This is a genomic window from Aliihoeflea sp. PC F10.4, assembly GCF_054612275.1.
In genome coordinates this window covers 4,337,723-4,361,880 of the sequence record NZ_JBTSWH010000001.1, presented here as the reverse complement: position 1 = coordinate 4,361,880, position 24,158 = coordinate 4,337,723, and the positions used below count along the sequence as shown (strand labels likewise).

General features: G+C 62.0%; 22 protein-coding genes and 2 pseudogenes. 3 read left to right on the top strand and 21 right to left on the bottom strand.

Going from position 1 to position 24,158, the window contains the following annotated elements:
• Window positions 1–246: 246 nt before the first annotated feature.
• Window positions 247–2,196 (top strand): M23 family metallopeptidase, encoded by a 1,950-nt coding sequence (locus ACX82Z_RS21925; protein ID WP_459591196.1) that lies wholly within the window; start codon window positions 247–249, stop codon window positions 2,194–2,196.
• A 64-nt stretch (window positions 2,197–2,260) separates the two neighbouring features.
• On the opposite strand, the gene ACX82Z_RS21920 is transcribed toward ACX82Z_RS21925, so the two are convergent.
• The 10 genes and pseudogenes from ACX82Z_RS21920 to ACX82Z_RS21875 all read right to left on the bottom strand — a co-directional run bounded on the left by ACX82Z_RS21920 (window position 2,261) and on the right by ACX82Z_RS21875 (window position 15,740).
• Window positions 2,261–3,730: a L,D-transpeptidase family protein gene (locus tag ACX82Z_RS21920; RefSeq protein WP_459591195.1), complete on the bottom strand. Its 1,470-nt coding sequence runs from the start codon at window positions 3,728–3,730 to the stop codon at window positions 2,261–2,263.
• Window positions 3,731–3,892: 162 nt separating this feature from the next.
• Window positions 3,893–6,505, bottom strand: a complete 2,613-nt coding sequence (clpB, locus tag ACX82Z_RS21915) for an ATP-dependent chaperone ClpB (RefSeq protein WP_459591194.1) — start codon at window positions 6,503–6,505, stop codon at window positions 3,893–3,895.
• Window positions 6,506–6,710: 205 nt separating this feature from the next.
• Window positions 6,711–7,553 carry a DUF4167 domain-containing protein gene (locus ACX82Z_RS21910; protein ID WP_459591193.1) on the bottom strand — a complete coding sequence of 281 codons (843 nt, stop codon included), beginning with the start codon at window positions 7,551–7,553 and terminating at the stop codon, window positions 6,711–6,713.
• 294 nt (window positions 7,554–7,847) lie between these two features.
• Complete coding sequence (gene prmC, locus ACX82Z_RS21905) at window positions 7,848–8,720, bottom strand: peptide chain release factor N(5)-glutamine methyltransferase (RefSeq protein ID WP_459591192.1); 873 nt, start codon at window positions 8,718–8,720, stop codon at window positions 7,848–7,850.
• Window positions 8,713–9,792 carry a peptide chain release factor 1 gene (gene prfA, locus ACX82Z_RS21900; protein ID WP_459591191.1) on the bottom strand — a complete coding sequence of 360 codons (1,080 nt, stop codon included), beginning with the start codon at window positions 9,790–9,792 and terminating at the stop codon, window positions 8,713–8,715. The genes prmC and prfA overlap by 8 nt, the downstream gene beginning before the upstream one ends.
• Before the next feature lie 12 nt (window positions 9,793–9,804).
• Window positions 9,805–12,075 (bottom strand): phosphoenolpyruvate--protein phosphotransferase, encoded by a 2,271-nt coding sequence (gene ptsP, locus ACX82Z_RS21895; RefSeq protein ID WP_459591190.1) that lies wholly within the window; start codon window positions 12,073–12,075, stop codon window positions 9,805–9,807.
• Between the two features lie 81 nt (window positions 12,076–12,156).
• On the bottom strand, window positions 12,157–13,410 hold the full coding sequence (locus ACX82Z_RS21890) for an aspartate kinase (protein ID WP_459591189.1): 1,254 nt from the start codon (window positions 13,408–13,410) through the stop codon (window positions 12,157–12,159).
• A 106-nt stretch (window positions 13,411–13,516) separates the two neighbouring features.
• Window positions 13,517–14,278: an ABC transporter permease gene (locus ACX82Z_RS21885; RefSeq protein WP_459591188.1), complete on the bottom strand. Its 762-nt coding sequence runs from the start codon at window positions 14,276–14,278 to the stop codon at window positions 13,517–13,519.
• Window positions 14,275–15,200: pseudogene (locus ACX82Z_RS21880) on the bottom strand (ABC transporter ATP-binding protein). The gene ACX82Z_RS21885 and the pseudogene ACX82Z_RS21880 overlap by 4 nt, the downstream one beginning before the upstream one ends.
• A 105-nt stretch (window positions 15,201–15,305) precedes the next feature.
• Window positions 15,306–15,740: a YybH family protein gene (locus ACX82Z_RS21875; RefSeq protein WP_459591187.1), complete on the bottom strand. Its 435-nt coding sequence runs from the start codon at window positions 15,738–15,740 to the stop codon at window positions 15,306–15,308.
• Between the two features lie 134 nt (window positions 15,741–15,874).
• Between ACX82Z_RS21875 and ubiG the strand changes: the two genes are divergently transcribed.
• Window positions 15,875–16,621, top strand: a complete 747-nt coding sequence (gene ubiG, locus ACX82Z_RS21870; protein WP_459591186.1) for a bifunctional 2-polyprenyl-6-hydroxyphenol methylase/3-demethylubiquinol 3-O-methyltransferase UbiG — start codon at window positions 15,875–15,877, stop codon at window positions 16,619–16,621.
• A 9-nt stretch (window positions 16,622–16,630) separates the two neighbouring features.
• On the opposite strand, the gene ACX82Z_RS21865 is transcribed toward ubiG, so the two are convergent.
• The 5 genes and pseudogenes from ACX82Z_RS21865 to ACX82Z_RS21845 form a co-directional block, all read right to left on the bottom strand.
• Window positions 16,631–17,056: a DUF1178 family protein gene (locus ACX82Z_RS21865; protein ID WP_459591185.1), complete on the bottom strand. Its 426-nt coding sequence runs from the start codon at window positions 17,054–17,056 to the stop codon at window positions 16,631–16,633.
• Window positions 17,053–17,901, bottom strand: coding sequence for a carbon-nitrogen hydrolase family protein (locus ACX82Z_RS21860; RefSeq protein ID WP_459591184.1), 849 nt, complete (start codon window positions 17,899–17,901; stop codon window positions 17,053–17,055). The genes ACX82Z_RS21865 and ACX82Z_RS21860 overlap by 4 nt, the downstream gene beginning before the upstream one ends.
• Window positions 17,898–18,164: a glutaredoxin 3 gene (grxC, locus tag ACX82Z_RS21855; protein ID WP_459591183.1), complete on the bottom strand. Its 267-nt coding sequence runs from the start codon at window positions 18,162–18,164 to the stop codon at window positions 17,898–17,900. The genes ACX82Z_RS21860 and grxC overlap by 4 nt, the downstream gene beginning before the upstream one ends.
• 29 nt (window positions 18,165–18,193) lie before the next feature.
• Complete coding sequence (locus tag ACX82Z_RS21850) at window positions 18,194–18,784, bottom strand: ComF family protein (protein ID WP_459911942.1); 591 nt, start codon at window positions 18,782–18,784, stop codon at window positions 18,194–18,196.
• Between the two features lie 15 nt (window positions 18,785–18,799).
• Window positions 18,800–18,925 (bottom strand): annotated as a pseudogene (locus tag ACX82Z_RS21845) (double zinc ribbon domain-containing protein); the annotation flags it as partial.
• Between the two features lie 115 nt (window positions 18,926–19,040).
• On the opposite strand from ACX82Z_RS21845, the gene ACX82Z_RS21840 reads away from it, so the two are divergent.
• Complete coding sequence (locus ACX82Z_RS21840) at window positions 19,041–19,901, top strand: methyltransferase domain-containing protein (RefSeq protein ID WP_459591182.1); 861 nt, start codon at window positions 19,041–19,043, stop codon at window positions 19,899–19,901.
• A 1-nt stretch (window position 19,902) separates the two neighbouring features.
• Here the strand turns inward: ACX82Z_RS21840 and ACX82Z_RS21835 are convergent, their stop codons facing one another.
• From ACX82Z_RS21835 to ACX82Z_RS21810, 6 genes are all read right to left on the bottom strand, one after another.
• Window positions 19,903–20,229 (bottom strand): Flp family type IVb pilin, encoded by a 327-nt coding sequence (locus ACX82Z_RS21835; protein ID WP_459591181.1) that lies wholly within the window; start codon window positions 20,227–20,229, stop codon window positions 19,903–19,905.
• Entirely contained in the window at window positions 20,180–20,488 is a 309-nt protein-coding gene (locus tag ACX82Z_RS21830) for a hypothetical protein (protein WP_459591180.1), read from the bottom strand. Before ACX82Z_RS21830 ends, ACX82Z_RS21835 begins: the two co-directional genes overlap by 50 nt.
• A 94-nt stretch (window positions 20,489–20,582) precedes the next feature.
• Window positions 20,583–20,999 carry a (deoxy)nucleoside triphosphate pyrophosphohydrolase gene (locus tag ACX82Z_RS21825; RefSeq protein ID WP_459591179.1) on the bottom strand — a complete coding sequence of 139 codons (417 nt, stop codon included), beginning with the start codon at window positions 20,997–20,999 and terminating at the stop codon, window positions 20,583–20,585.
• Complete coding sequence (locus ACX82Z_RS21820; protein WP_459591178.1) at window positions 20,996–21,763, bottom strand: GNAT family N-acetyltransferase; 768 nt, start codon at window positions 21,761–21,763, stop codon at window positions 20,996–20,998. The genes ACX82Z_RS21825 and ACX82Z_RS21820 overlap by 4 nt, the downstream gene beginning before the upstream one ends.
• Window positions 21,760–23,001 (bottom strand): bifunctional glutamate N-acetyltransferase/amino-acid acetyltransferase ArgJ, encoded by a 1,242-nt coding sequence (gene argJ / locus ACX82Z_RS21815; RefSeq protein WP_459591177.1) that lies wholly within the window; start codon window positions 22,999–23,001, stop codon window positions 21,760–21,762. The genes ACX82Z_RS21820 and argJ overlap by 4 nt, the downstream gene beginning before the upstream one ends.
• Window positions 23,002–23,025: 24 nt before the next feature.
• Entirely contained in the window at window positions 23,026–23,991 is a 966-nt protein-coding gene (locus ACX82Z_RS21810; RefSeq protein WP_459591176.1) for a peptidylprolyl isomerase, read from the bottom strand.
• Window positions 23,992–24,158 lie beyond the last annotated feature (167 nt).

Genomic DNA, 24,158 nt, shown 5'->3' with positions numbered 1-24,158 from the left:
GCTTTCGAACTTTTATGAACTTTTTGCGTCACCAAACGGAAGACCACAGGGAAGCTTGTATGGACGTCTCTCGTGTACGCGCGCGTGCCTGATAATGGCCTGATTGCTCTTGCACTCACGCGAAGCTGTTGGACGCTACATCACAACTGCGGCCGGTTCGTTGACTTCGCGCACGACGGCAGGCAATTGTCGCTCCCACGAGCAGAAATCGGACGCCTTCGGCGCCCTCCCTTTTAAAGAGATGGCATGAACGACCACGATCTGGCCGCACGCGAACTGGGAGACGAGCCGCCGCTTAATGGCGCCGGCCGCAGCGGCCCACCGGATCGGCGTGAGATTTCCGCGCGCTGGCTTTCCGGCACGTTTCTGACCGGCATCACCTCCAGCATCTTGATGGGCGTCGCGCTCTTCGCCGCGCTGGATGCAGGCAATATCGTATTGCGCTCATCCGCGGCAGTCGCGCCGCGTGGCGACACCAACGGGGCCGCTGCGGGTGAAGCGACCAAGACGGGGCGCGTCGCCGCTTCGCGTATTCTGGCCTCGACATCCGACCGCCGGCGCATGGAAATTTCCACACTGCTGCGCGAAGACGACATGGATATCGTGCGAACGGTGCCGTTCGTTCATGTCGAGATGGCATTGGCGGCGGGACATTCGACGGATCGGGACTATCCGGCGTTCGATCCGCTTGACGTGTTCGCCGAGGAAGGGACGCCCGCCGCGCCGAGCGTGGCGATGGGCCAAATCTACGGCGCGCGGGTGGAGAGCGAAGTCAGCCTGCGCATGGAGGCCTTCCCGCTTGGATCGGCAACCTACGACACGCGCAGCGAATTGTCGGCCGACGAAGTCGAGACCGTCGTACGCAACACTGGCGCGATCCTGACCGACGGCGACATCCAGGTCGCCGCCCTTCATTATGTCGATCCGCAACGCTTCGGCGACGGGCTGGCAGGAACCTCGCTCGGCAATTACGGAATCCGGGTGGTGCCCGAAAACGTATCGATCGCGCCGCGCGAGCGCGTCGTCGCCGAAACGTCGGAATTTGCCGAGGACATGGTCATCGCACGGCGCGAGGAGCCGATCGCCGATCTTCTTGCCGAAGCCGGCTATGATGACGAACCGTCCGTCGCGATGGCCGGCGCGGTGGCGAGAATGATCGAACGGGACGATGTCCCCGCCGGCTCGGTATTGCGGATCGGGCTTGAGATCGCCGGCGACCGCGCAAACATCATACGCGCCAGCCTCTACCGGGAAGCTGCGCACTGGGCGACGGTCGCCATCGACGACAACGGCCAGTTCGTGCCGGGCGACGAGCCGGAGCCTAACCCCGCGATTTCGATTGCGATGCAGGGATCGATCCCGGTCGTCGCATCCTCGGGATCGCTGCCCACCGCCTATGACGGCATCTATCGCGCCGCCTATTCTTACGGTCTCAACAGGGACATGACGCGGCAGCTGATCCGTCTGCTGGCCGCCGATGTCGATTTCCAGTCACGTCTGAGCCCGACCGACCGGATCGAACTCTTCTTCTCCAATCCGGACACTGACGACAACGCCACCGGCGATTCGGAGCTTCTTTATGTCGGCGCGACGTTCGGTACGACGACACGTAATTTCTATCGCTTCGAATATGAGGACGGCTCGGTCGACTATTTCGACGAGGAAGGACGCAGTGCCCGCCAGTTCCTTTTGAGGAACCCCGTCCCCAACGGCCGTTTCACGTCAGGTTTTGGCGGCCGACGTCACCCGGTTCTGGGCTATACGCGCGCTCACACCGGCGTCGATTGGGCGGCACCTCGCGGAACGCCGATCATTGCGGCCGGCAACGGCGTTGTCGAAGAGGCCGGCTGGTCAGGTGGCTATGGCCGCCACACGGTCATCCGACATCCCAACGGTTACGTTTCCTCCTACAGCCACCAGCACGCCATCGCCGACGGGGTGAAAGCTGGAGCACGCGTGCGGCAGGGACAGGTGATCGGCTATGTCGGCTCAACCGGGCTTTCGACCGGCAACCACCTGCACTATGAGCTGATCGTCAACGGCACCAAAGTCGATCCGATGCGCGTTCGCCTACCGCAGAACCGCTCGCTGGAAGGCCCGGAACTCGAAGCGTTCCAGTATGAGCGCCAGCGCATCATGGCGCTGCTCAACGGCGATCCGGTTCCCCCGCTTCGCATGGCGCAAAGCAGCAATTGATTTGCCAATAAAAAAAGCGGCTCGAAAGCCGCTTTTTTTAGTTTAGCGTCTACGTTGTCCCGGCTCACTCGCGAAATTCGACGGTCACGCCTTTCGAGACCAGTTTCGCCAGTTCCTGCGCATCCCAGTTGGTCAGGCGGATGCAGCCATTCGAATAGGTCTTGCCGATCTTCGACGGTTCGGGCGTTCCATGAATGCCGTAGGTCGGCTTCGACAGCGCGATCCAGACCGAACCGACGGGACCGTTCGGGCCGGGCGGAATGCGTAGCACGCGATCGTTGTTGCCCTGCTGGAAATTGATCTTCGGATTGTAGGTGTATTCGGGGTCGAGCGCGACGCGCTCCACCGTGTGCGTGCCAGTCGGCGACGGCGTTCCCTGAGAACCGATGGTCGCCGGATACGCGACGACGAGCCTGCCGTTCGCGTCGTAGGCGCGAACCTGCTTGGCGCTCTTGTCCGCAATGATCCGCGCGACCTGCTCGCGCTTCGGGCGCGGCACGTTGGCGACGCGGATGCGCGTGCCCGGCCGGTCGAAATTCACGCCCGGATTGAGCGCGCGCAGATAGTTCTCGTCCATATGGAATTTTTCGGCGAGCTTTTCGGCGACCGACGTGAAGCCAAGATGATCGAGTTGCGCCTTCTCGCCGTAGTCCTCGGGAACGGACGCGATGAACGGACCGGCAGCGTCGACCGCCGTGATTTCGTAGTCGATGAGGGCGTCGCCTCCTGTCTCCTGCAAGATCGTGTCGATCGATTGCGTATCGTAGGTCCGAAGCGCCTCGCCTCGCAGATCGCGATAGGCAGCGATCGCCTTGTTGACGTTGTCGCCCATGCGCCCGTCGACCACACCGGGCGATGCGCCGATGCGAGACAGGATGATCTGGATTTTGGCCACGTCCTCGCTGGCGCCGGCAACTGTGCCTCGCGGGGTCGAGATGGAAGGCGGCTGATTTTGCGGATCAATCCCGATCACCGAGCCAGGCTGCGTAACATCGGGCGTGCTTTCACCCAGGCTCGCGGTCGACGGCTCGTCAAGCGGCTGGCGCGTCACGCCACCCGTGCCGGGCTGCTGCGGGGCCGCGAGACTTGGCTCCTCGCGGGGAGCGCGTTGCGGCGGGGCCTCGCGCACGTCCGGAAATCCATTGGAACGCGCGCCGGGGTAGCGGCCGAGTTCGCGCATGCGCTGCTCGCGGCGCAGTCGCCGGTCGTCTTCATAGGGATCGTATTCATAAGAATTATCCCGGTACGGCTCGACATATTCGCCGCCCCACTGATCTGGCTCGACATAGCGCTCACGCTGAACCGCGCCTCCCTGCTCGCCCACAACGGCAATGATCTCTCCCGTATAGGGATCGACCAGAACCTCGCGTCCGTATTGGTCGTAATAAACGTCAACCTCACGCTGCGCGAGTTGAAGCGCTTGCGGCTCCTTGGCGGAAGGGCGCGGTCGCTCGCGGTCGGGCAACGCCGCCGAGGCGGTCCCCGCCGAAACGAGCATCGCAAGAATTGTGAGAGAAAACGGTCGCGCGATCATTTTGTCCTAACAAGCCAGAAGCATATCGGGTTGCAGGCAGCGACCAAACGTGATCCGGTCATGCCGACAGGTGATTGACTATGGTTCATGAAGGATGAACGGGACATGAAAATGGCCGGCGTTACGCCGGCCATTTCTTTTTGCGCGGTGTCTGTTCGGTGATCAGGCGGCCTCTTCGACCGCCGTGCCCTCGCCTCCGGTCGCCCGGAAGTTGAGCCGATCCGATCCCGACGTCACTTTCACCGTCGAACCATCGAGGATTTCGCCAAGCAAAATCCGCTCTGCCAGCGGGTCCTGCAGTTCTTTTTGCATCACGCGCTTGAGCGGACGTGCGCCGTAGGCCGGATCGTAACCCTTTGCTGCCAACCAGTCGATCGCTTCGTCGTCGAGCTTCAGGATGATCTTGCGATCGGTCAAAAGCGCTTCGAGGCGCTTGAGCTGGATCGCGACGATCTTGTCCATGTCCTGACGGCGCAGGCGATGGAACAGGATCACCTCATCGACACGGTTCAGAAACTCGGGCCGGAACGCCGACCGGACGACCGCCATCACATCGTCACGCGCAGCATCCGCATCCTGGTCCTCGCCGAGCGCGACCAGATATTCGGAGCCGAGATTCGACGTCATGATGATCAACGTGTTGCGGAAATCGACCGTGCGCCCCTGCCCGTCCGTCAGCCGCCCGTCATCGAGCACCTGCAACAGAACGTTGAAGACATCCGGGTGCGCCTTTTCGATCTCGTCGAACAAAATGACCTGATAGGGCCGCCTCCGCACCGCTTCGGTCAGCGCACCGCCTTCGTCGTAGCCGACATAGCCGGGAGGCGCGCCGATCAGCCGCGAGACGGAGTGCTTCTCCATATATTCCGACATGTCGATGCGCACCATCGCGCCTTCGTCATCGAAGAGAAAGCTTGCGAGCGCCTTGGTCAGTTCGGTCTTGCCGACGCCGGTCGGGCCGAGAAACATGAACGAGCCTATCGGACGGTTCGGGTCCTGAAGGCCGGCGCGAGCACGCCGCACCGCCTTCGACACCGCCTGAACCGCCTCGCCCTGCCCGACGACGCGCTTGGCAAGTTCGTCTTCCATGCGAAGCAGCTTCTCGCGCTGGCCTTCGAGCATCCTGTCGACCGGAATTCCCGTCCAGCGAGAGACGACCTGCGCGACATGGTCGGGCGAAACGGTCTCCTCGACCATCGAGCCCACGCCGTCTTCCTGCGCCTCGGCGTCCTTCAGCTTCTTTTCCAGTTCGGGAATGCGGCCATAGGCAAGCTCACCGGCACGCTGGAACTCGCCTTTGCGCTGTGCGATGGCAAGTTCATTGCGCGCCTCGTCGAGTTCGCCCTTGAGGTCGGCAGCAAGGCCGAGCTTCTGCTTTTCGGCTTGCCATTTTGCCGTCAGCGCATCGGACTTTTCCTCGAGCCCGGCAAGTTCCTTTTCGAGCCGGTCGAGCCGATCCTTCGACGCATCGTCACGCTCGACCTTGAGCGCCTCGCGCTCGATCTTGAGCTGCATGATGCGACGGTCGAGTTCGTCGAGAGCCTCGGGCTTGGAATCCACCTGCATGCGAAGCCGGGAGGCCGCCTCGTCGACAAGGTCGATCGCCTTGTCCGGCAGGAAACGGTCGGTGATGTAGCGGTTCGACAAAGTCGCCGCCGAAACGAGAGCACTATCTGAAATGCGCACCTTGTGGTGCTGCTCGTATTTCTCTTTCAGGCCGCGCAGGATCGAGATCGTGTCCTCGACGGTCGGCTCCTCGACGAAGACCGGCTGGAAGCGACGGGCAAGGGCTGCGTCCTTTTCGACATGCTTGCGATATTCGTCGAGCGTCGTTGCGCCAACGCAATGAAGCTCGCCGCGCGCCAGCGCGGGCTTGAGGAGGTTGGACGCGTCCATCGCGCCGTCCGCCTTTCCGGCACCGACAAGCGTGTGCATTTCGTCGATGAAGAGGATGATGCCGCCGGCCGCCGACTGCACTTCGGACAGAACCGACTTCAAGCGCTCCTCGAACTCGCCGCGATATTTCGCGCCGGCGATCAGCGCGCCCATGTCGAGCGCCATCAACTGCTTGTCTTTCAGCGATTCGGGCACGTCGCCATTGACGATGCGCAGCGCCAACCCTTCCGCGATCGCGGTCTTGCCCACGCCGGGTTCACCGATCAGCACCGGATTGTTCTTGGTGCGCCGGGACAGAACCTGAATCGTGCGGCGGATTTCATCGTCTCGGCCGATCACCGGATCGAGCTTGCCCGCTCGCGCGTCGGCGGTCAGGTCGCGCGCATACTTCTTCAGCGCGTCATAGGTCTGTTCGGCAGACGCCGAATCCGCCGTCCGCCCCTTGCGGATATCGTTGATGACCTGATTGAGCGCGACCGGCGTCACGCCTGCCTTGGCGAGAATCTCGGCGGTCTTGGCGGACTTTTCCATCGCCATGGCGGTCAAGAGCCGCTCGACGGTCACGAAGCTGTCGCCGGCCTTCTTGGCCAGTTCCTCGGCGGTGGAAAAAACCTTCGCCAAAGGCTGCGCGAGATAAAGCTGGCCGTTGCCACCCTCGACCTTGGGCAGCGCCGCAAGCGCGTTGTCAACGCCAAGCTGGACATCGCGCACATTGCCGCCGGCGCGCTGAATCAGCGATGCCGCAAGGCCATCCTCGTCATCGACCAGAACCTTGAGCAATTGTTCGGGCGTGAACTGCTGATGATTGCTCGCCAGCGCCATGGTCTGCGCGGATTGAATGAACCCGCGAACCCGCTCGGAATACTTTTCTATGTTCATGTCTTTAGTGTCTCCATTCCATCCCCAGCCTGTCGCGCAGCGCCGGTTCAGATTGCGGTGACGGACCCCCGGTTTCACCAGCAGGTCCAGTTGAAGCGGATATGGGAAGCTACGTGCCGCCCCTCAAGTGAAGCGGCGCACCCCAGACAACAAAAAAGGGCGGTGGAATAACCACCGCCCTTTTGCTGTTTCCTGTAACGCCAAATTAAGCAGCAGCCTCGTCGACATCGTCGGACTTCTGCTCGCTTGCCGCGTCTTCCTGAGCTTCAGCCGCCTTGAGACGGGGGCGGCGCGTGCGGCGCGGCTTTTGAGCCGGCTCCTCGACCCCTTCCGCATCCTGGACCTGCTGGGCCAGTTCGGCAGGCGAAGCGGACGCAGGCGTCTCGTCGGCCTGTGCCGCGCGCGGCCTGCGCGGTGCGCGTGCCCGGCGCGGCTCATTTGGCGTTTCGGATTCGCCGAGTGCGACTTCCGCCGGAACGCCTTCGATCACCGGCTGCGGGCCGGAACCCTGAGCGGCTGCCGGAGCATCCACCTCGTCACGGTTGCGATCCTCACGGCGATTGTCACGCTGGGCATTGCCGTTGTCGCGGCCGTTTTCGCGCTGGTCGCGGTTCTGGCGCTCGCCACGCGGCTGGTTGTCACCGCGCGACTGCTGATCGCGCTGGCTCTGGTTGCCGTCGAAACCGCTATCGTTGTCGTCGCTGAAGTCCTCGTCGTCATCATTGCCGCGAGCCTCGCGCTGCTGTTGCTGCGTGGCTGCCTGCTGGGCAAGTGCGGTCGCGATGATGCGATTATAGTGCTCGGCATGCTGGAGATAGTTCTCCGCGATGACGCGGTCGCCGGAGCTCTGCGCATCGCGCGCAAGCGTCGTATATTTGTCCGCGATCTGCTGAGCCGTGCCGCGAATCTTGACGTCCGGACCGTTGCTTTCATAGCTGCGGGTCAGGGGATTGGGGCCTTTGCGGTTATTGTTATTATTGTTGTTGTTATTGTTATTATTATTGTTGTTACCGCGTCCGCGCATGCGCCTGTTCTGCTGTGGCCTCATCAGTTTCTCTTTATCGCCTTGGTGAAAGGAATATCCATGCGGCGCCCAGGCCGGACCCGTTCCGCAATATCGCTACGGCGAACAGTCGCATTCAGCGCCATCGCCAGTGTTTTCCCGCTTCGGTTTCGCGTCTCGCACCGGACATCCCCGCACGAAGCAAAGGCGTCATCAACGCATGGAGGCAGTTTGTGTCTCGGGATACCGAATCGATAAGAGCACTGCCTGCTTCGTTACATCCGGTATTTGAAGCCTAGCGGGATTGATTGGTGTTGCCAAGTCCTTTTTGCGGGCGTTTCACAGCTCGCCATCTGGTTCAAAGATCAGAACTCGATCGTTTTTTCCCAAATCTTGACGCGCCTCGCGGCAAATGAAGCCGTGCCTGCCAAAAAGGTCCGATACGACATCCTTCTGGTCGTATCCGATCTCTACGGCAACGCGCCCGGCTCTGGTCAGATGGTCTGCGGCTTTTCGCGCTATGGCACGATAGCAATCCAGCCCGTCATCGCCGCCGTCGAGCGCCCTTTGCGGGTCGTAAATCCGAACCTCGGCGGCGAGCGTTTCGACATCACTCGACGCAATATAGGGCGGATTTGAGACGATCAGGTCGAACCTGCCCGATATGGAAGAAAACCAGTCGGATTGAACGGTTTCGAAACGAGCGGCTACCCCGTTCAAATCGGCATTGCGTGCCGCCGTTTCAAGGGCATCTCCGGAAATATCGGCCGCAAGTCCCGTCGCCTCGGGCACATGCGCTAAAAGAGCGATCAGGATCGCGCCCGTTCCGGTGCCTAGATCCAGAACGCGGCACCGACCGGCACCCGCACGTTCGCGCGCAAAAGGCAGAACAGCCTCCACAAGCGTTTCGGTGTCGGGTCTAGGCTCCAGAGTCTGCGCGGAAAGCGTCATCCGCAGCCCGTAAAATTCACGCTCGCCGAGAATGCGATGAACGGGTTCACGCGCAATACGGCGTGCAAGCATCGCCTCGATCTCGTCGCCATGCGCTTCGGGGATTTGCATGTCCGGCCGCGCGATCAGGTCGAGCCGCGTCGTACCCGTCACATGCTCGACGATCAGCCGCGCATCGAGCGCGGCACTGTCGAGACCTGCCGCCTCCAGCTTTTCGCGCGCGCGGCGTATCGCTTCAGCAAGGGCAATGGTCTCAGCCATCGGCTCCCATGTCGGCCAGAAGCTTCGACTGATGGTCGGAAATCAGCGCGTCGACTACCTCGTCGAGCTCGCCCTGCATGACCCTGTCGAGCTTGTAGAGCGTCAGGTTGATACGGTGATCGGTCAGCCGTCCCTGCGGGAAATTATAGGTGCGGATGCGCTCCGAGCGGTCGCCCGAGCCGACCTGGCTGCGCCGCGATTCGGAGCGCTCGTCGGCTAGGCGTGTCCGCTCGATGTCGTAGAGCCGCGCGCGCAGGATCTGCATCGCCTTTGCGCGGTTCTGGTGCTGCGATTTTTCCGCCGAAACGACCATGATGCCGGTCGGGATATGCGTGACGCGCACCGCCGAATCGGTCGTGTTGACATGCTGTCCGCCCGCACCCGAGGCACGCATCGTATCGATGCGGATATCCTCGTTCCTGATCTCGATATCGACATCTTCGGCTTCGGGCAGCACGGCAACCGTAGCGGCAGAGGTATGGATGCGCCCGCCACCCTCCGTTTCGGGAACACGCTGGACGCGGTGAACGCCCGATTCGAATTTCAGCTTGGCGAAGACGCCTCGCCCGGAAACCGTCGCGATGATTTCCTTGTAGCCGCCGACCTCGCCTTCGCTCGCCGAAACGACCTCCACGCGCCAACCCTGCTCGGCCGCGTAGCGTTCATACATGCGAAACAGATCGCCCGCGAAAAGCGCTGCCTCGTCGCCTCCGGTGCCGGCGCGAATTTCGAGGATCGCGCTTTTCTCGTCGGCCGAATCCTTCGGCAGCATCAGGATCTGGATTTCCTGCCGCAACGCCTCGACCCGCTCTTCGACCTCCGGCTGCTCGGCCTCGGCAAGCTCGCGCATGTCCTTGTCGATCGCTCGATCGTTGAGCATGGCCTCCAGGTCCGCGAGTTCAGCCTCGGTCGTCAGCAGTTCGCGCACTTTGCCCACGATCTCCTGCAACTCGGAATATTCCGACGCAAGCTTCACATAGGCGTCGGCCTCCGGTCCGGCAGCCATCTGCGCTTCGAGCATCTCGAAACGCTTGATGACCTGATCCATCCGGTCGCGCGGCAATTCAATCATTCGATGAAGGTCCTAGAGAGAAACGGCGTGCTCGCTCGCAAAGCCGGTCAGCAGCGCACGTATATCGGCGTGATCCGCCGTCGAGTCGAGAGCTTCGTCGAGAACGCGGCAAAGTTCGCCGAGCGGAAGATCGCGCAGCATCGTCTTGACCGGTCCGATCGCCGCCGGCGACATGGAGATCGACTTGAAACCGACGCCCAGCAAGGCCATGGCCGTCAGCGGCTTGCCGGCCATCTCGCCGCATAAGGTTACCGGTGTGTCGAGGCGCTGCCCCGACCGCGTCACGTGCCGCAAGAGCCGCAGGAAAGGCACCGACAGCGGTGTGAAGCGATTGGCGAGAAGCGTGTTGCCGCGGTCGGACGCAGTGATGAACTGGAACAAATCGTTCGATCCGACAGAGACGAAATCGACGCGCGCCATCAACTCGTCGAGTTGCCAAAGAAGCGATGGCACCTCCAGCATCGCGCCGAGCTTGAAGCTTGTCGGCAGATGGTGACCGAAGCGAGCCAGATGACGCACCTCGCGATCGATGATCGCGCGGGCGGCGTCGATCTCCGAAAGCTCCGTCACCATCGGCAGCATCAGGCGCAGTTCGCGCCCGCCCGCCGCCTTCAGGAGCGCGCGTACCTGCGTGCGCAAAAGCGCCGGCCGGTCGAGCGTCAGGCGGATCGCGCGCCAGCCAAGAGCGGGATTTTCTTCCTGAGCTGCACCCTTGAAATAGGGGAGGACCTTGTCGCCGCCGATGTCGATGGTGCGGAAAGTGACCGGCTTCCGGTTCGCCGCCTCCAGCACATCGCGATAAAGCCGCTCCTGCGCTTCGGCGCGTGGGAAAGTCGCCGCAACCATGAATTGAAGCTCGGTGCGAAAAAGGCCGATACCGACCGCGCCGGACTCGACGAGTTGCGGCAGATCGACTGCAAGCCCCGCATTCATCATCAGATCGATCGCCACGCCATCCCTGGTAACGGACGGCTTGTCGCGCATCTCCCGGTAGAGTTCCTGCCTGCGGGCGCGAAACTTGACCTTTTCGGCGTAGGCGGATTCGACATCGGATTGCGGGCGAAGATGCACGCGACCCTCATCGCCGTCGATGATGATCGCATCGCCATTCTCCGACATGGAGACGACGCCCTTCATCTGCCCGGTAACGGCAATACCCATGGCGCGCGCCACGATAACGACGTGGCTGGTCACTGCGCCTTCTTCGAGAACGAGGCCGCGCAATTTGTCGCGCGGATAGTCGAGAAGCTCGGCCGCGCCCATCGAGCGCGCAACGATAATCGCATCGCGCGGCATCAACGTCGCCATCGCCTCCGGTCCGCGGCCGAGAAGCTGGCGCAGGAGGCGGTTGGCGAGATCGTCGAAATCGCTCATCCGCTCGCGCAGATAAGGATCGGTCATGTGCATCATGCGCGCGCGCATGTCCGACTGCACCTTTTCCACCGCCGCTTCGGCCGTCAGACCGTTGCGCACGGCCTCGTCGAGCCGGCGCACCCAGCCGCGATCGTTGGCGAACATGCGGTAGGCTTCCAGAACCTCGCGATGTTCGCCCTCGAACGCAACTTCACGGCGCGAAAGCATGTCGTCGATAGACAGGCGCAGCGATCCGAGCGCATCATTCAAACGTTCGAGTTCCGCGTCCGAATCCTCGTTGAACAGATTGGTGACGACGATGCGCGGCTCGTGCAGCACGACATGGCCAAGACCGACGCCGTCATTGAGCGGCAGGCCGGCGAAGGAAACCGGGCGCGACAGATCGAGTTCGAGGCCGGGCCGCGTCAAGCGCGCCAGATCGCCGCTCGCGATCATCTCGGCGATCACCATCGCGATCGTTTCGAGCGCCTCGGCCTCGTCCTCGCGATACTGGCGCATCGTCCGGTTCTGGACGACCAGAACGCCGAGCGTGCGACCGGCGCGCAAGACCGGCACGCCGAGGAAGGAATTGTAAATCTCTTCGCCCGTTTCCGGAAGGTAGGCGAAGGCCGGATGGGTCTGTGCGTCGGAAAGATTGAGCGCGCGCGCGCTCGCCGCGATCGTGCCGACGAGGCCCTGGCCGAGCTTGAGTTGCGCCGTGTGGACCGAGCCGGGATTCAGACCTTCGGTAGCGTAAAGTTCGAGAATCGAATCGGCGCGCAGCACGTAGAGCGAGCAGACTTCGGCGACCATGTTGGAAGCGATTTCGCGCACGATGCGGTCAAGCCGCTCCTGCGGCTCAAGCGCTTCCGCCATAAGCTCGCGCAGCCGTCTCAGCAATACCCGCGGTCCCGCCGCCATGTCACGCATCGACCGTTTTCTCCAACGGCACTTCGAAGCCCACCCAGTGGCAGACCCGACAACCAACTCGCGTGTCGGTTGTTCCCCTGTCTACTGCTTATCGAGACCGTAGACGGAATGCAAAGTCCTGACAGCCAATTCCGTGTAGGCCGCATCGATCAGGATCGAAATCTTGATTTCCGATGTGGTGATGGCGCGGATGTTGATCGAGCGCTCGGCCAGCGCCTTGAAGGCGATTGCCGCGACGCCTGCATGGCTGCGCATGCCGATGCCGATCACCGACACTTTCGCCATGCCGTCATCGTGCTGGATCACGTCGAAGCCGATCGCCTCGCGGTTCTTGTCGAGCACGGCGATCGCCTTGCCGACATCGGCAGACGGCACCGTGAACGTCATGTCGGTACGCGATCCGTCCTCGGAAATGTTCTGGACGATCATGTCGACATTGATACCGGCCTCGGCGAGCGGACCGAAAATGCCGCCAGCGACGCCCGGGCGGTCGGCGACGCGCCTCAACGAAATCTGCGCTTCGTCCTTGGCGTAGGCGATGCCTGTTACGACTTGCTGTTCCACGATTTCATCCTCGTCGCAAATGAGCGTGCCGGGCGGGTTGTCGAAATCGCCCATACCGGGGGCGTCCGGGTCTTCGAAGGACGAGCGCACGAAGGTGCGCACCTTATGCACCATGGCGAGTTCGACCGAACGCACCTGCAAAACCTTGGCTCCAAGCGACGCCATTTCCAGCATTTCCTCGAAGGAGATGCGGGCAAGGCGCTTCGCCTTAGGCTCGATGCGCGGGTCGGTCGTATAGACGCCGTCGACATCCGTATAGATGTCGCAGCGATCGGCCTTGACGGCAGCGGCGATGGCGACGGCGCTGGTGTCCGAGCCGCCGCGTCCGAGCGTGGCGATCCGGTTGTCCGGCGCAAGCCCCTGAAACCCGGCGATGACGGCGACCTGACCTTCGCCGAACCGCTTGATCAGGAAGGAGCCGTCAATGTCCTTGATGCGCGCCGCGCCGTGTGCGTTGTCGGTCTGGATCGGAATCTGCCAGCCCTGCCAGGACCGGGCATGAACGCCCATTGCCTGAAGCACGATGGCGAGCAGCCCGGCGGTGACCTGCTCGCCAGAAGCGACGATGGCGTCGTATTCGCGCGCGTCGTGCATGGGTGAAGCTTCGCGGCACCAGCCGACGAGTTCGTTCGTCTTGCCCGCCATGGCCGAGACGACGACAGCGACTTCGTGGCCGGCATCGACCTCACGTTTGACGTGGCGCGCGACGTTGCGAATGCGGTCGATGTCGGCGACGGAGGTTCCGCCGAACTTCATCACGATGCGCGCCATTTACGGAATGTCCCGAACCAGAAAAATGCAATTCGTGCCGCCATCGACCGGCAGCGCCGGTTGAATACTCAAATCACGTTCGCCGCGCAAGCAAGACGGACGGCCCTCAGGTCTTCAGCTTGTATCCCGTCTTGAATATCCAGGCGGTGATCGCGAGACAGACGGCGAGGAAGGCGAGCGTCATGCCGAGGCTCACCCACACATTGACGTCCGACGTGCCGATGAAGCTCCAGCGGAAACCCGAGACCAGATAGACGACCGGGTTGGCAAGCGAGATCGTTTGCCAGAGCGGCGGCAGCATATCGAGCGAATAAAACGTGCCACCTAAAAACGCGAGCGGCATGACGATGAGCAGCGGAATGATCTGCAGCTTCTCGAACCCGTCCGCCCAGATGCCGATGATGAAGCCGAACAGCGAGAAGCTGACGGATGTCAGCACCAGAAACAGGATCATCACGAACGGGTGCTGGATCTCGAGATCAACGAAGAAAGCGGCCGTAGCGAGAATCACCAGCCCGATCATGATCGACTTGGTCGCCGCCGCGCCGACATAGGCGAGCACGATCTCGACATAGGAAATCGGTGCAGACAGAAGTTCGTAGATCGTGCCGGTGAATTTCGGGAAATAGATGCCGAAGGACGCGTTCGAGATCGACAGGGTCAGCAACGACATCATGATCAGGCCCGGCACGATGAACGCACCGTAGGAAACGCCGTCGATGGTCTCGATGCGCGAGCCGATCGCCGCACCGAAAACCACGAAATAAAGCGACGTCGAAACGACGGGCGAGATGATGCTCTGCATGATGGTGCGGAAGGTGCGCGCCATCTCGAAAATATAGATGGCCTTGATGGCGTGAAAGTTCATGCCCGGTCCCTCACCAGATCGACGAAAATGTCCTCGAGCGAGCTTTGCCGCGTTTCGAGGTCGCGAAAGCGGATGCCTTCGCCGGCAAGGTCCGCCAGAAGCGTCGTGATGCCCGTTCGCTCGCCATGGGTGTCGTAAGAATAGACGAGCCTGCGCCCGTCCTCGACAAGTTCAAGCCCCCGACCTTCCAATCGCGGTGGCAACGCTGCGACAGGGTCAACGAGTTCGAGTTCCAGCCGCTTCTTGCCGAAACGCCTCATCAGCGAGGCTTTTTCTTCGACGAGAATAATTTCTCCCGGGAGATCACACCGACGCGGTCGGCCATCTCCTCGGCTTCCTCGATATAATGCGTTGTCAGGATGATGGTCACGCCGGTCGCGCGCAAATCGCGCACCATCGCCCACATGTCGCGCCGCAGTTCCACGTCGACGCCCGCTGTCGGCTCGTCGAGGAAAAGAAGCTTCGGATCGTGCGCCAGCGCCTTCGCGATCATCACGCGCCGTTTCATGCCGCCGGACAGGCCAAGCACCTTCTCGTCCTTCTTGTCCCAGAGCGACAGCGCGCGCAGCACCTTTTCGATATGAGCAGGATCGCGCCCCTTGCCGAACAGCCCGCGACTGAACGAAACCGTCGCCCACACTGTCTCGAACGCGTCGAGCGATACCTCCTGCGGCACGAGCCCGATGATGGATCGTGTCGCACGAAAGTCCTCAATGATGTCGTGGCCGTGAACCTTGACCTCGCCGCCGCTTGCGTTGACGACACCGCACACGATGCCGATCAGCGTCGTCTTGCCCGCGCCGTTGGGGCCGAGCAGCGCGAATATTTCGCCGTGATTGACATCGAGATCGACGCCTTTCAGCGCCGTGAACCCCGATGCATAGGTTTTGGTGAGATTGCGGATAGAAAGGGCTGGCGCCATAAGGAAAAGCTCTCGAAACGTCCCGGGCGAGCCCCGGAACGCCTTATCTAGAGACTTGGTTTCCCGATACCATCGCGCGACGCATAAAAATGCGAAACTTATCTGCTAAGGAGTGAGGCCGGTCGCCGCAAGGCCGCTTCCATCCATCATGAGTGGAAACGAATTGTGCTCGTGAACGATAAGCCAACCATTATCCGTATGACGCAGAACAATGGTCGTGCGTGACCATTGATCGATCGCACCGAGATCGCGTTTCATGCCCTTCATGTTTTGGAGCGCGGTCACGACCGCAAGTTTACCTTCGATCGTGACATCGATTTCGTGCAGATGACACACAACGCCACTTTCCCACGTTTCGAACCAAGCGCGCAGCTCGTCGGCGTCCTTTGCGTCAGCTCCGCGATATTGCAACGGCGGCGGCAGGTCGAAAACAAGAACGTCGTCCTCAAAAGACGCAAGCGCCGCCTCGGCATCCGCGCGACCTACCGCATCTTCACGTGCTCGCAGAAGATCGAGAATCTGGTTTTCATCATCGATCATAGGAAGCTCCTTTTTTGAACTCAGATTTCATAAAGACGTGCGAGAGCGCGTCGATCCGACAGCGAACGCACAAAAAGCGTGAGGCTTGACATTTGCCGCCCCTGGCCCGACTTCACGCGACGAAGGAGACGCCCATGTCGGATGCACAGCGCACCACCATCGATGCCGGCGAGGTCGAGCGGTTCTCGAGGCTCGCCCAGGAATGGTGGAACCCGAGCGGCAAGTTCAAGCCGCTGCACAAGTTCAATCCGGTTCGCCTCGCCTATATCCGCGATCAGGTCGCGACCCATTTTGGTCGCGATCCGCGTTCGGCAAAACCATTGGACGGCTTGCGCCTGCTCGATATCGGATGCGGCGGCGGCCTTCTGTGCGAGCCGATGGTGCGCCTTGGTGCCGAAGTCGTTGGCGCGGATGCGTCCGAAACGAATATCGAGGTCGCGAAGATTCACGCCACCGAATCCAAGGTGAAGATCGATTACCGCGCGACGACGGCCGAAGCGCTGGCCGATGCGGGCGAGAAATTCGATATCGTCCTCAACATGGAAGTCGTCGAGCACGTCGCCGATGTCGATCTGTTCCTCGGCAAATGCGCCGAGATGGTCAAGCCGGGCGGGCTGATGTTCGTCGCCACCATCAACCGCACGATGAAGGCTTGGGGCCTTGCGATCATCGGAGCGGAATATGTCTTGCGGTGGCTCCCGCGCGGTACGCATCAATACGACAAGCTGGTCACGCCCGCCGAGTTGGAAGCGGGACTGACACCGGGCGGCATGACGATCGTCGACCGGTCGGGCGTCAGCTACAATCCGCTGACCGACCAGTGGAACCGATCTTCCGATCTCGATGTCAATTACATGGTGCTGGCGACGAAGCCAGCCTGACCGGGCGGCTCAGTTCCTGTCTTCGGGAAAGACCGGCAGCGGCATGAATTCGACGCCGTCTTCGGCGAGGCTCTTGACCTCGTCGACCGACGCTTCGCCATAGATGCCGCGCTTTTCCGTTTCGCCGAAATGGATCTTGCGCGCTTCGTCGGCGAATTTGTCGCCGACATAGTCGGCATTCTGGCGCACGGCGTCCGCCATTTCCTTCAGCTTCGCGAGCGCCTGCTTCTGCTCCTCGCCGACGGCGAGCGCGATCTTTTCACGTTTGCGGCCGGTCGACACCGCAGGCGCCATCAGCGCCTTGCCAACCTTTTGCGAATGGCAAACAGGGCAGGAAACGTAGCCGCTTTCCTGCTGGTTCGTGAAATCGTCATTGCTTCGAAACCAGCCATCGAACTCGTGGCCGGCATCGCAAACCAGATTGAACCGGATCATGATGCGTTTCTGAGCCCACCTGCTTCAGCGATCGTGAAATCGCGAGCATTCTTTAAATTGGGAACCTTACCGCGAGCCGCCGCCGACTGGGCAACGTCGATCTCGGCAAGAACCACCCCGGGCGCGTCGCCATCGGCTTCGGCAACGATGCGGCCCCACGGATCGACGATCATCGAGTGGCCGAACGTCTCGCGCCCATCTTCATGCTTGCCGCCTTGCGCGGCCGCGATCACATAAGCCCCGTTCTCGATAGCGCGGGCGCGCAAAAGGACGTGCCAATGCGCCTCGCCGGTTTGCTTCGTAAACGCGGCCGGAACGGTAAGGACACTGGCACCTGCCAGCGCCTGCGCGCGGAAAAGCTGCGGGAAACGAAGATCGTAGCAGACGGCGAGACCGAACCGTGCAAACGGCAGGTCGACGACCGTCGATTGCCGCCCAGGCTCGTATGTCGCCGATTCGCGCCAGCTTTCGCCATTGTCGAGATCGACGTCGAACATGTGAATCTTGTCGTAGGTCGCCATAAGCGTACCGTCCGGCGAAAAGACGAAGGCGCGGTTCGCGACCTTGCCGTCGGCGCGCGCAATGGCGGTGGAGCCGATATGGACGAAGATGCCCAATTCTTTCGCAAGCTCGCCGGCGCGCTTCACCAGCGCATCCTTGTCGTCCGACGTGATCATCGCGCGCAGCGCCGCACGATCCTTCACGAGCGCGCCGGTCATTTCCGGCGACTGCACGTAGGTCGCGCCCTGCCCGGCCGCCTCGCGCACCAGCGCTTCGAAATCGGCGATGTTGCGCTCCAGCGACGTCGTCGAGCGCATCTGAAGCGCAGCAACCTTGACCGTCATGACGGTGCTCCCGAAAGCATGGCGTCGAGCTTGCCCTCACGGTCGAGCGCATGAAGCTCGTCGCTGCCGCCGACATGGTAGCCGTCGATGAAAATCTGCGGAAAAGTGGACCTTCCGTTCGCCTTCTGGATCATCTCCTGGCGCAATTCGGGCGAAAAGCTCGCATCGTGCTCGACATAGGCCACGCCCTTATTGTCGAGAAGGCGTTTCGCTGCGGTGCTGTAGCTGCACATCATGCGCGTATAGATTTCGACGTCCGCCATTTTCGGTCCAATCATTTGCCTGATGCAATTTATATAGGCGCTGGGCGCGCGCGCCGGAAGTCCCCCGGCAGAACCCTCGCGAATGTCAGGACGGAGATTTCGCGTGCGCCCGCCTTGCGCAAGCATTTCGCCATGGCCGCCACCGTCGCGCCGGTCGTATAGACATCATCGACGATGCAGACGTGTCGGCTACGAAGCTTTTCCATCATAGCGCTCGGCACCTTGAACGCGGCGCGCACATTGTCTTCGCGTTGCCGCGAGTTGAGCCCGACCTGCGGCATGGTTTTCTTGTCACGGACGACGGCCTCGGGAACGAAGGCGACGCCCGATAGCCGCGAGATCGCGCGCGCCAGTTCCGCAGACTGGTTGAAACGGCGAGCGAACAAACGCTGTCGATGCAAGGGAACCGGCACCAGCATGTCTGCATCGGCGAGTATGTCACGTCCCGCGCGGGCCATCCATGCGGCCAGCCACGGCGCAAGGTCCGTGCGATCCTGATATTTCAGGCTCTGGGCAAGACGCCGCGCAGCGCCGTCATAGGCGACGGCGGCGCGGGAGCGATCATAGGGCGGAGGCGAGGCGATGACGGCCGGCGAGACCGCACCCTCCCCCATGCTCATGACAAAAGGAACGCCTGAGACGGCGCACCACGGTTCTTCGAGAAAATGAACCTCACCCCAGCAGTTTCCGCACAATGTGCCGCTGGCCGCGACGATCCGGCGGCATCCAAGGCAGATCGGCGGGAAGAAAACGGAGGCCACACCGCCGGCCACAAATCGCCCGGCGGACTTGATCTTCGTCAATTGATCGGCCACGTGCGCCACGCGGTGCCCCACCCCATATACAGCCCCGTGCCGATATCATACCAACGAGCCGATGGACGCAATCTTCGATTCCCGCCGCGCACGTGATCACAAGTTGCGCGCGCTTGCCCGCACCGGCCTGCACGGCGACTTTCTCATGCGGGCGGCGGCCGGTGAAATGGCCGAACGCCTGTCAACGGTGAGCCGGCGCTTCGAAACCGGCGTCGTGCTGCATGGTGTGATCGACGCGGGCGCGCAGGCGGCGACCGCGAGCGGCAAGGTTGATCGGGTCGAGCGCGTCGAGGCCAATCAACGGCTTCTCGGCTCTACGCCCGGGACGATTTCGCCGGTCGATCATCTGAACCTCGACCCAGAAAGCATCGATTTGGCAATCTCGCTTTATGCGCTCGGCGAAGTCGACGACGTTCCCGGCGCGCTTGTCCAGATCAGGCGAGCGCTGAAGCCGGACGGTCTTTTTCTCGGCTGCGTGGCGGGCACGGGCACGCTCGGCGAACTGCGCGAGGTCCTTCTGGCGGCGGAAGTGGAGATAACGGGAGGCGCTGCTTCGCGCATTCATCCCTTCGTCGATATCCGCGATGCAGGCGCACTTCTCCAGCGAGCAGGCTTCGCTCTGCCCGTGACCGACATCGAGGAAACGATCGTTCGTTACGACACGATGTTCGATCTCATGCGCGATCTGCAGGCCATGGGCGCAACGAGCAGCCTTCTGGGTACCCGCCCGCTGCGCCGTGCGGTTCTCGGCAGGGCAGCCGAAATCTATGCGGAAAGATTTGCCGATCCAGATGGACGCATTCGCGCGACCTTCGCGACGGTGTGGCTTTCGGGATGGGCGCCTCACGGCTCGCAGCAGGCGCCGGCCAAGCGTGGTAGCGCGACTGTTTCGCTCGCAGATGTGTTGAAGGATTCCGGCTAGATCAGGGATTTTGCGACAGTGCTTCGGAAATCTTTTCTTCGTTGCTGGACCACATGGTGGTTACATTGCCGCTTGTCGCGGTGAGCGCGCTCAAAACTCCGATGGCGATGAGGCTGACGATCAACCCGTATTCTATGGCCGTCGCGCCGTCTCTATCGCTCCAAAATCGCTTCAGCATGCCCGGCCCCACAGATAAGGTTCGGTCTTGATAGCAACCAAATATTAGCAACCTGCGAAGCGGCATCGTTAAGCGAGCGTTGCGCAACGAGCCGGCAATTTCAGCAATCGCCCCGCCGCTCGCCCGTATCGCGGATGATGCAAACGGCATCGCGTTTTTGCTGAAGCACGCTGCGGCGGATCGTGTAGCTGTCCCCTTGGCGCGAGGCGATCGAGCCTGTCGACATCATGTCGACGCCCGGGGGCACCGAAGCGACGGAGCGATCCTTGCCCTTCCGGTCCATGATCGGCACCAAAATGAGCGTCAAGGCGATGGCGGCCGAGCCGAAAAGAAGCGTGACGCGCAATATGCCAGCGCTCGTGTCCGAAAGCTGCGATCGTCTCGAAAAATCGTTCCGGTGGCGTGCCATGCCAATCCTTGCCTGACCATGCGAATTCTGTCGAAATTCGCAGGATTGGCTGAATCATCGATTAACGCGTTAGCGAAAATCCGAACAAACGCCTTTACAGAAGATCGATGAGGAACGGGATCAGCGGTTCGTCGGCGGGCGGCATGGGATAATCGCGCATCTTCGTCGGGCGCACCCATTTGAGGGTCTGCCCTTCCTGCGGTTGCGGAATACCCCAGAACCGACGGCAGACGAACAGCGGCATCAACAGATTGAAATCGTCATAGGCATGGCTGGCGAAAGTCAGCGGGGCAAGGCAGGCCGTCTTCGTTTCGATACCGAGTTCCTCGGCCAGTTCGCGCACCACGGTTTCTTCCGGCGTCTCGCCCGGCTCGACCTTGCCGCCCGGAAATTCCCACAAGCCCGCCATTTGCTTGCCGGGCGGACGCTGGGACAGGAGCACACGGCCATCGGTATCGACCAAGGCGCAAGCGGCGACCAGAAGCAGGCGTTTCGGCGTTTCGTTCGTCATGCAGGCTCGGTTCGATAGTGGTAGGAATAGATATTGTCGAAGCCGAGTGAGCGATAAAGCCCGAGCGCGGCCATGTTGTCGGCCTCGACCTGCAGCCAGCCGATCTTTGCGCCCTGACGGCGCGCCCAGTTCAGCGCGGCTTCGACGATCTGCCGGCCAAGACCGTGTCCACGAAAACGCTCGGCCGTGACGACCTCGAAGAGGCCCGCAACCTGACCGTCGCACACGCAGATCGCATTGGCGGCCGGTGTGCCGTCGATATCGATGTGGAACAGCCCGACGTTTGGCTGAATCCGGCCGATCAACGCATCGAAGCCTGCGGCATGGGCAAGGTCGAGATTGTCCATCGCGATCGCCGCGTCGCGGAATTTTTCGACCGAAACCTCGTCGGCTGTCGAAAGCGCGGAGAGTTCCATCTCGCCAAGGTCCGCACGCATGACGAGCGACGGGCTTTCGATTGACCATCCCGAACGGTCGAGATGCGCTTCGAGATCGGCGCTTGCGAGCGGCGACAGTCGAAAGGCAACCGGTCGTCCGGCCTCGGCGAACCGGGCGTGGAGCGTTTCGATGCGCTCATCAATCCGCTCCGCATCGCCGCGGTCGAGCGGATTGATGGAATTGAGCCGCCGCGCCTTCATGTCGGGCGTAAGGCGCACCGACCATGTGCCGTCATAAAACGAAGTCGCAGAGGGCCACGCGCGAAAGCTGGCCGCCTCGAACCGGCGAACCGAAGGCAAGTCGACCCTGCCGCTGCCGGCGCTCAACTGCGGTAGTCGCCATTGATGGCAACATATTCCTTGGTGAGGTCGCAGGTCCAGACCGTTGCCGTGCCTTCGCCGAGCCCCAGATCGACACGGATATCGATTTCGTCGCCCGTCATGTAGGCGGAGGTCGCCTCCTCCGAATAGGCAGGGTCGCGCTCGCCCTCGTTCGCCACGCGAATGTCGCCGAACCAGATCGCCAAGCGGTCGCGATCGGCAGGCTCGCCCGCCTTGCCGACGGCCATGACCACCCGACCCCAGTTTGCGTCCTCGCCCGCCACGGCCGTTTTCACCAGCGGCGAATTGGCGATGGAAAGCGCGATGCGCTTGGCCGAGACATCTGTCTCGGCACCCGAAACGGAGATGCCGATCTGCTTGCGCGCGCCTTCACCGTCACGCACGACCTGCAAGGCAAGCGCCTTCAGCAAGCCGTCGAGCGCGGAGCGAAATCCGGCCAGTCGTGGATCGGCAGCGTCTTCGATGCGCGGAGCGCCGCGCTTCTCCGCCGCGCCCGTGGCAAACAGCATCAGCGTGTCGGAGGTTGAGGTGTCGCTGTCGACCGTGACCGCATTGAACGTGCCGTCGACGCCGTTGGACAAAATGTCCTGTAAAGCCTGCGCGCCGATCGCCGCGTCAGTCGCAACGAAGGAGAGCATCGTTGCCATATCCGGCGCGATCATGCCCGCGCCCTTGGCGATCCCGTTGATCGTGACAGGCACGCCGTCGATCTCGGCGCTCACCGTCAGATATTTCGGATAGGTGTCGGTCGTCATGATCGCCTTGCCGGCCTCGGCCCAAAGGCCAGGTTCCGCACGGGCAACCATATCGTCCAGAAGATGTGCGAATTTGTTCGCATCTAGCGGCTCACCGATGACACCCGTCGAAGCCAGAAACACTTCCGCTTCCGCACCGCCGGCAGCCTTCGCCGCGAACTTGCCCGTCAATGCGGTTGTCTCGCGCCCTTTTTTGCCGGTGAAAGCGTTAGCGTTGCCGGAATTGACGACGAGAATGCGCGCCTTGCCACCGGGCAGGTTCGCCCGGCAGAAATCGACTGGCGCGGACGGGCATTTCGAACGCGTGAAGACGCCTGCCACGCTCGTGCCTTCGTCGAAAATCATCGCGAGCAGGTCCGTGCGACCCTTGTATTTGATGCCGGCCTCCGCCGTCGCGATCCGCACGCCCTCGATGGGCGGCATCTGCGGATAGTTCTTCGGAGCGAGCGGAGAAACGGTATCGGACATGCGCGGACCTACTGGCGTGCGAACTTATTGGGCCGGTGCGGTCGTCTCGTCGGACGGCGCAGCTTCGATCAGCCCTTCCGCACCGGATTCCGCATCGGATTCGCTGGCGGCACCCGGCTGGGACGCGGCTTCCATCTCATCGAGCGTGGTGCGCAGCGCTTCATCGGCGATCTCGACATCTGCCGCCCCGCGAATCTCTTCGACAGCTGCGAAGTAACGCTCACGCAGGAGGATCGAACGAATCTGCGGGCCGACTTGCTCGAAAGCCGGCGGCTGTTGCTGGCGCTTGTCCTCGACCTTGATGACATGCCAGCCGAATTGGGTCTGGATGGGCTCCGCCGAATATTCGCCGGCATCCATCGCGAATGCCGCCTGTTCAAATTCCGGCACCATCTGGCCCTGACCGAAATAGCCGAGGTCGCCGCCCTGCGCCGCTGCGCCATCGGTCGAGTTCTCGCGTGCCAGTTCCTCGAAATCGGCGCCGCCGTCGAGTTGCTCGATGATCGCCTGCGCCTCTTCCTCGGTTTCGACGATGATGTGGCGGGCGCGAACTTCCTCGCCCGTCGGCGCGTTGGCGATTTCCTGATCGTAGCGGGCGCGAACCTCTTCATCGGTCACGCTGCCGGCGATCGTCTGCTCGATATAGGCGCTGTGCAGCGCGCGCTCGCGCAGGAACGCCATCTGACGCTCGAACTCGGCGCCGCTGGCAAGACCTTCTTCGTCGGCCTTGTCGGCAAGAAGACGGATTTCGATCAACGCGGAAAGCGCGGCGGCGCGGCGCTGTTCGGGAGAAAGCTGGGCGAACTGCTGCTCAAGACCCTGCAGCGCCAGTTCCAGATCGCCCTCCGTCACATCCTCGCCGTTGATGGTGGCGACGACGGCGGTGGGATCGACGGTGGCGGGAGCCGCCTCGTCCTGCGCCATTGATGCACCTGCGGTCAGCGCGACAAGCGCGACGGCGGCGGACAGACGACGGATCATAGTGTTCATGAAGAAACTCCGGTGAAGGTTCGATGCGCTTTTCAGCCGTTGCGAATGTGGCGGAATTCCGCATTTGACGGCATTTGCAGCGGCGTTGACATCGCTTGTGCCCCCTCTTATCTGTCCTTCGACTTGGCGTCCAGAACCCATTTCCGGACGCTTTTTATTGTTTAACG

Coding starts and splice junctions, on each gene's coding strand:
- ACX82Z_RS21890 (WP_459591189.1), bottom strand. CDS start 13,410: ATGGCGCGCATCGTGATGAAGTTCGGCGGAACCTCCGTCGCCGACATC.
- ptsP (WP_459591190.1), bottom strand. CDS start 12,075: ATGCGTGACATGGCGGCGGGACCGCGGGTATTGCTGAGACGGCTGCGC.
- ACX82Z_RS21850 (WP_459911942.1), bottom strand. CDS start 18,784: ATGAGCATGGGGGAGGGTGCGGTCTCGCCGGCCGTCATCGCCTCGCCT.
- ACX82Z_RS21835 (WP_459591181.1), bottom strand. CDS start 20,229: ATGCCGTTTGCATCATCCGCGATACGGGCGAGCGGCGGGGCGATTGCT.
- ACX82Z_RS21925 (WP_459591196.1), top strand. CDS start 247: ATGAACGACCACGATCTGGCCGCACGCGAACTGGGAGACGAGCCGCCG.
- ACX82Z_RS21865 (WP_459591185.1), bottom strand. CDS start 17,056: ATGATCCGGTTCAATCTGGTTTGCGATGCCGGCCACGAGTTCGATGGC.
- ACX82Z_RS21910 (WP_459591193.1), bottom strand. CDS start 7,553: ATGAGGCCACAGCAGAACAGGCGCATGCGCGGACGCGGTAACAACAAT.
- ACX82Z_RS21860 (WP_459591184.1), bottom strand. CDS start 17,901: ATGACGGTCAAGGTTGCTGCGCTTCAGATGCGCTCGACGACGTCGCTG.
- grxC (WP_459591183.1), bottom strand. CDS start 18,164: ATGGCGGACGTCGAAATCTATACGCGCATGATGTGCAGCTACAGCACC.
- prmC (WP_459591192.1), bottom strand. CDS start 8,720: ATGGCTGAGACCATTGCCCTTGCTGAAGCGATACGCCGCGCGCGCGAA.
- argJ (WP_459591177.1), bottom strand. CDS start 23,001: ATGTCCGATACCGTTTCTCCGCTCGCTCCGAAGAACTATCCGCAGATG.
- prfA (WP_459591191.1), bottom strand. CDS start 9,792: ATGATTGAATTGCCGCGCGACCGGATGGATCAGGTCATCAAGCGTTTC.
- ACX82Z_RS21875 (WP_459591187.1), bottom strand. CDS start 15,740: ATGATCGATGATGAAAACCAGATTCTCGATCTTCTGCGAGCACGTGAA.
- clpB (WP_459591194.1), bottom strand. CDS start 6,505: ATGAACATAGAAAAGTATTCCGAGCGGGTTCGCGGGTTCATTCAATCC.
- ACX82Z_RS21885 (WP_459591188.1), bottom strand. CDS start 14,278: ATGAACTTTCACGCCATCAAGGCCATCTATATTTTCGAGATGGCGCGC.
- ACX82Z_RS21920 (WP_459591195.1), bottom strand. CDS start 3,730: ATGATCGCGCGACCGTTTTCTCTCACAATTCTTGCGATGCTCGTTTCG.
- ACX82Z_RS21825 (WP_459591179.1), bottom strand. CDS start 20,999: ATGACGAACGAAACGCCGAAACGCCTGCTTCTGGTCGCCGCTTGCGCC.
- ACX82Z_RS21840 (WP_459591182.1), top strand. CDS start 19,041: ATGGACGCAATCTTCGATTCCCGCCGCGCACGTGATCACAAGTTGCGC.
- ACX82Z_RS21810 (WP_459591176.1), bottom strand. CDS start 23,991: ATGAACACTATGATCCGTCGTCTGTCCGCCGCCGTCGCGCTTGTCGCG.
- ubiG (WP_459591186.1), top strand. CDS start 15,875: ATGTCGGATGCACAGCGCACCACCATCGATGCCGGCGAGGTCGAGCGG.
- ACX82Z_RS21830 (WP_459591180.1), bottom strand. CDS start 20,488: ATGGCACGCCACCGGAACGATTTTTCGAGACGATCGCAGCTTTCGGAC.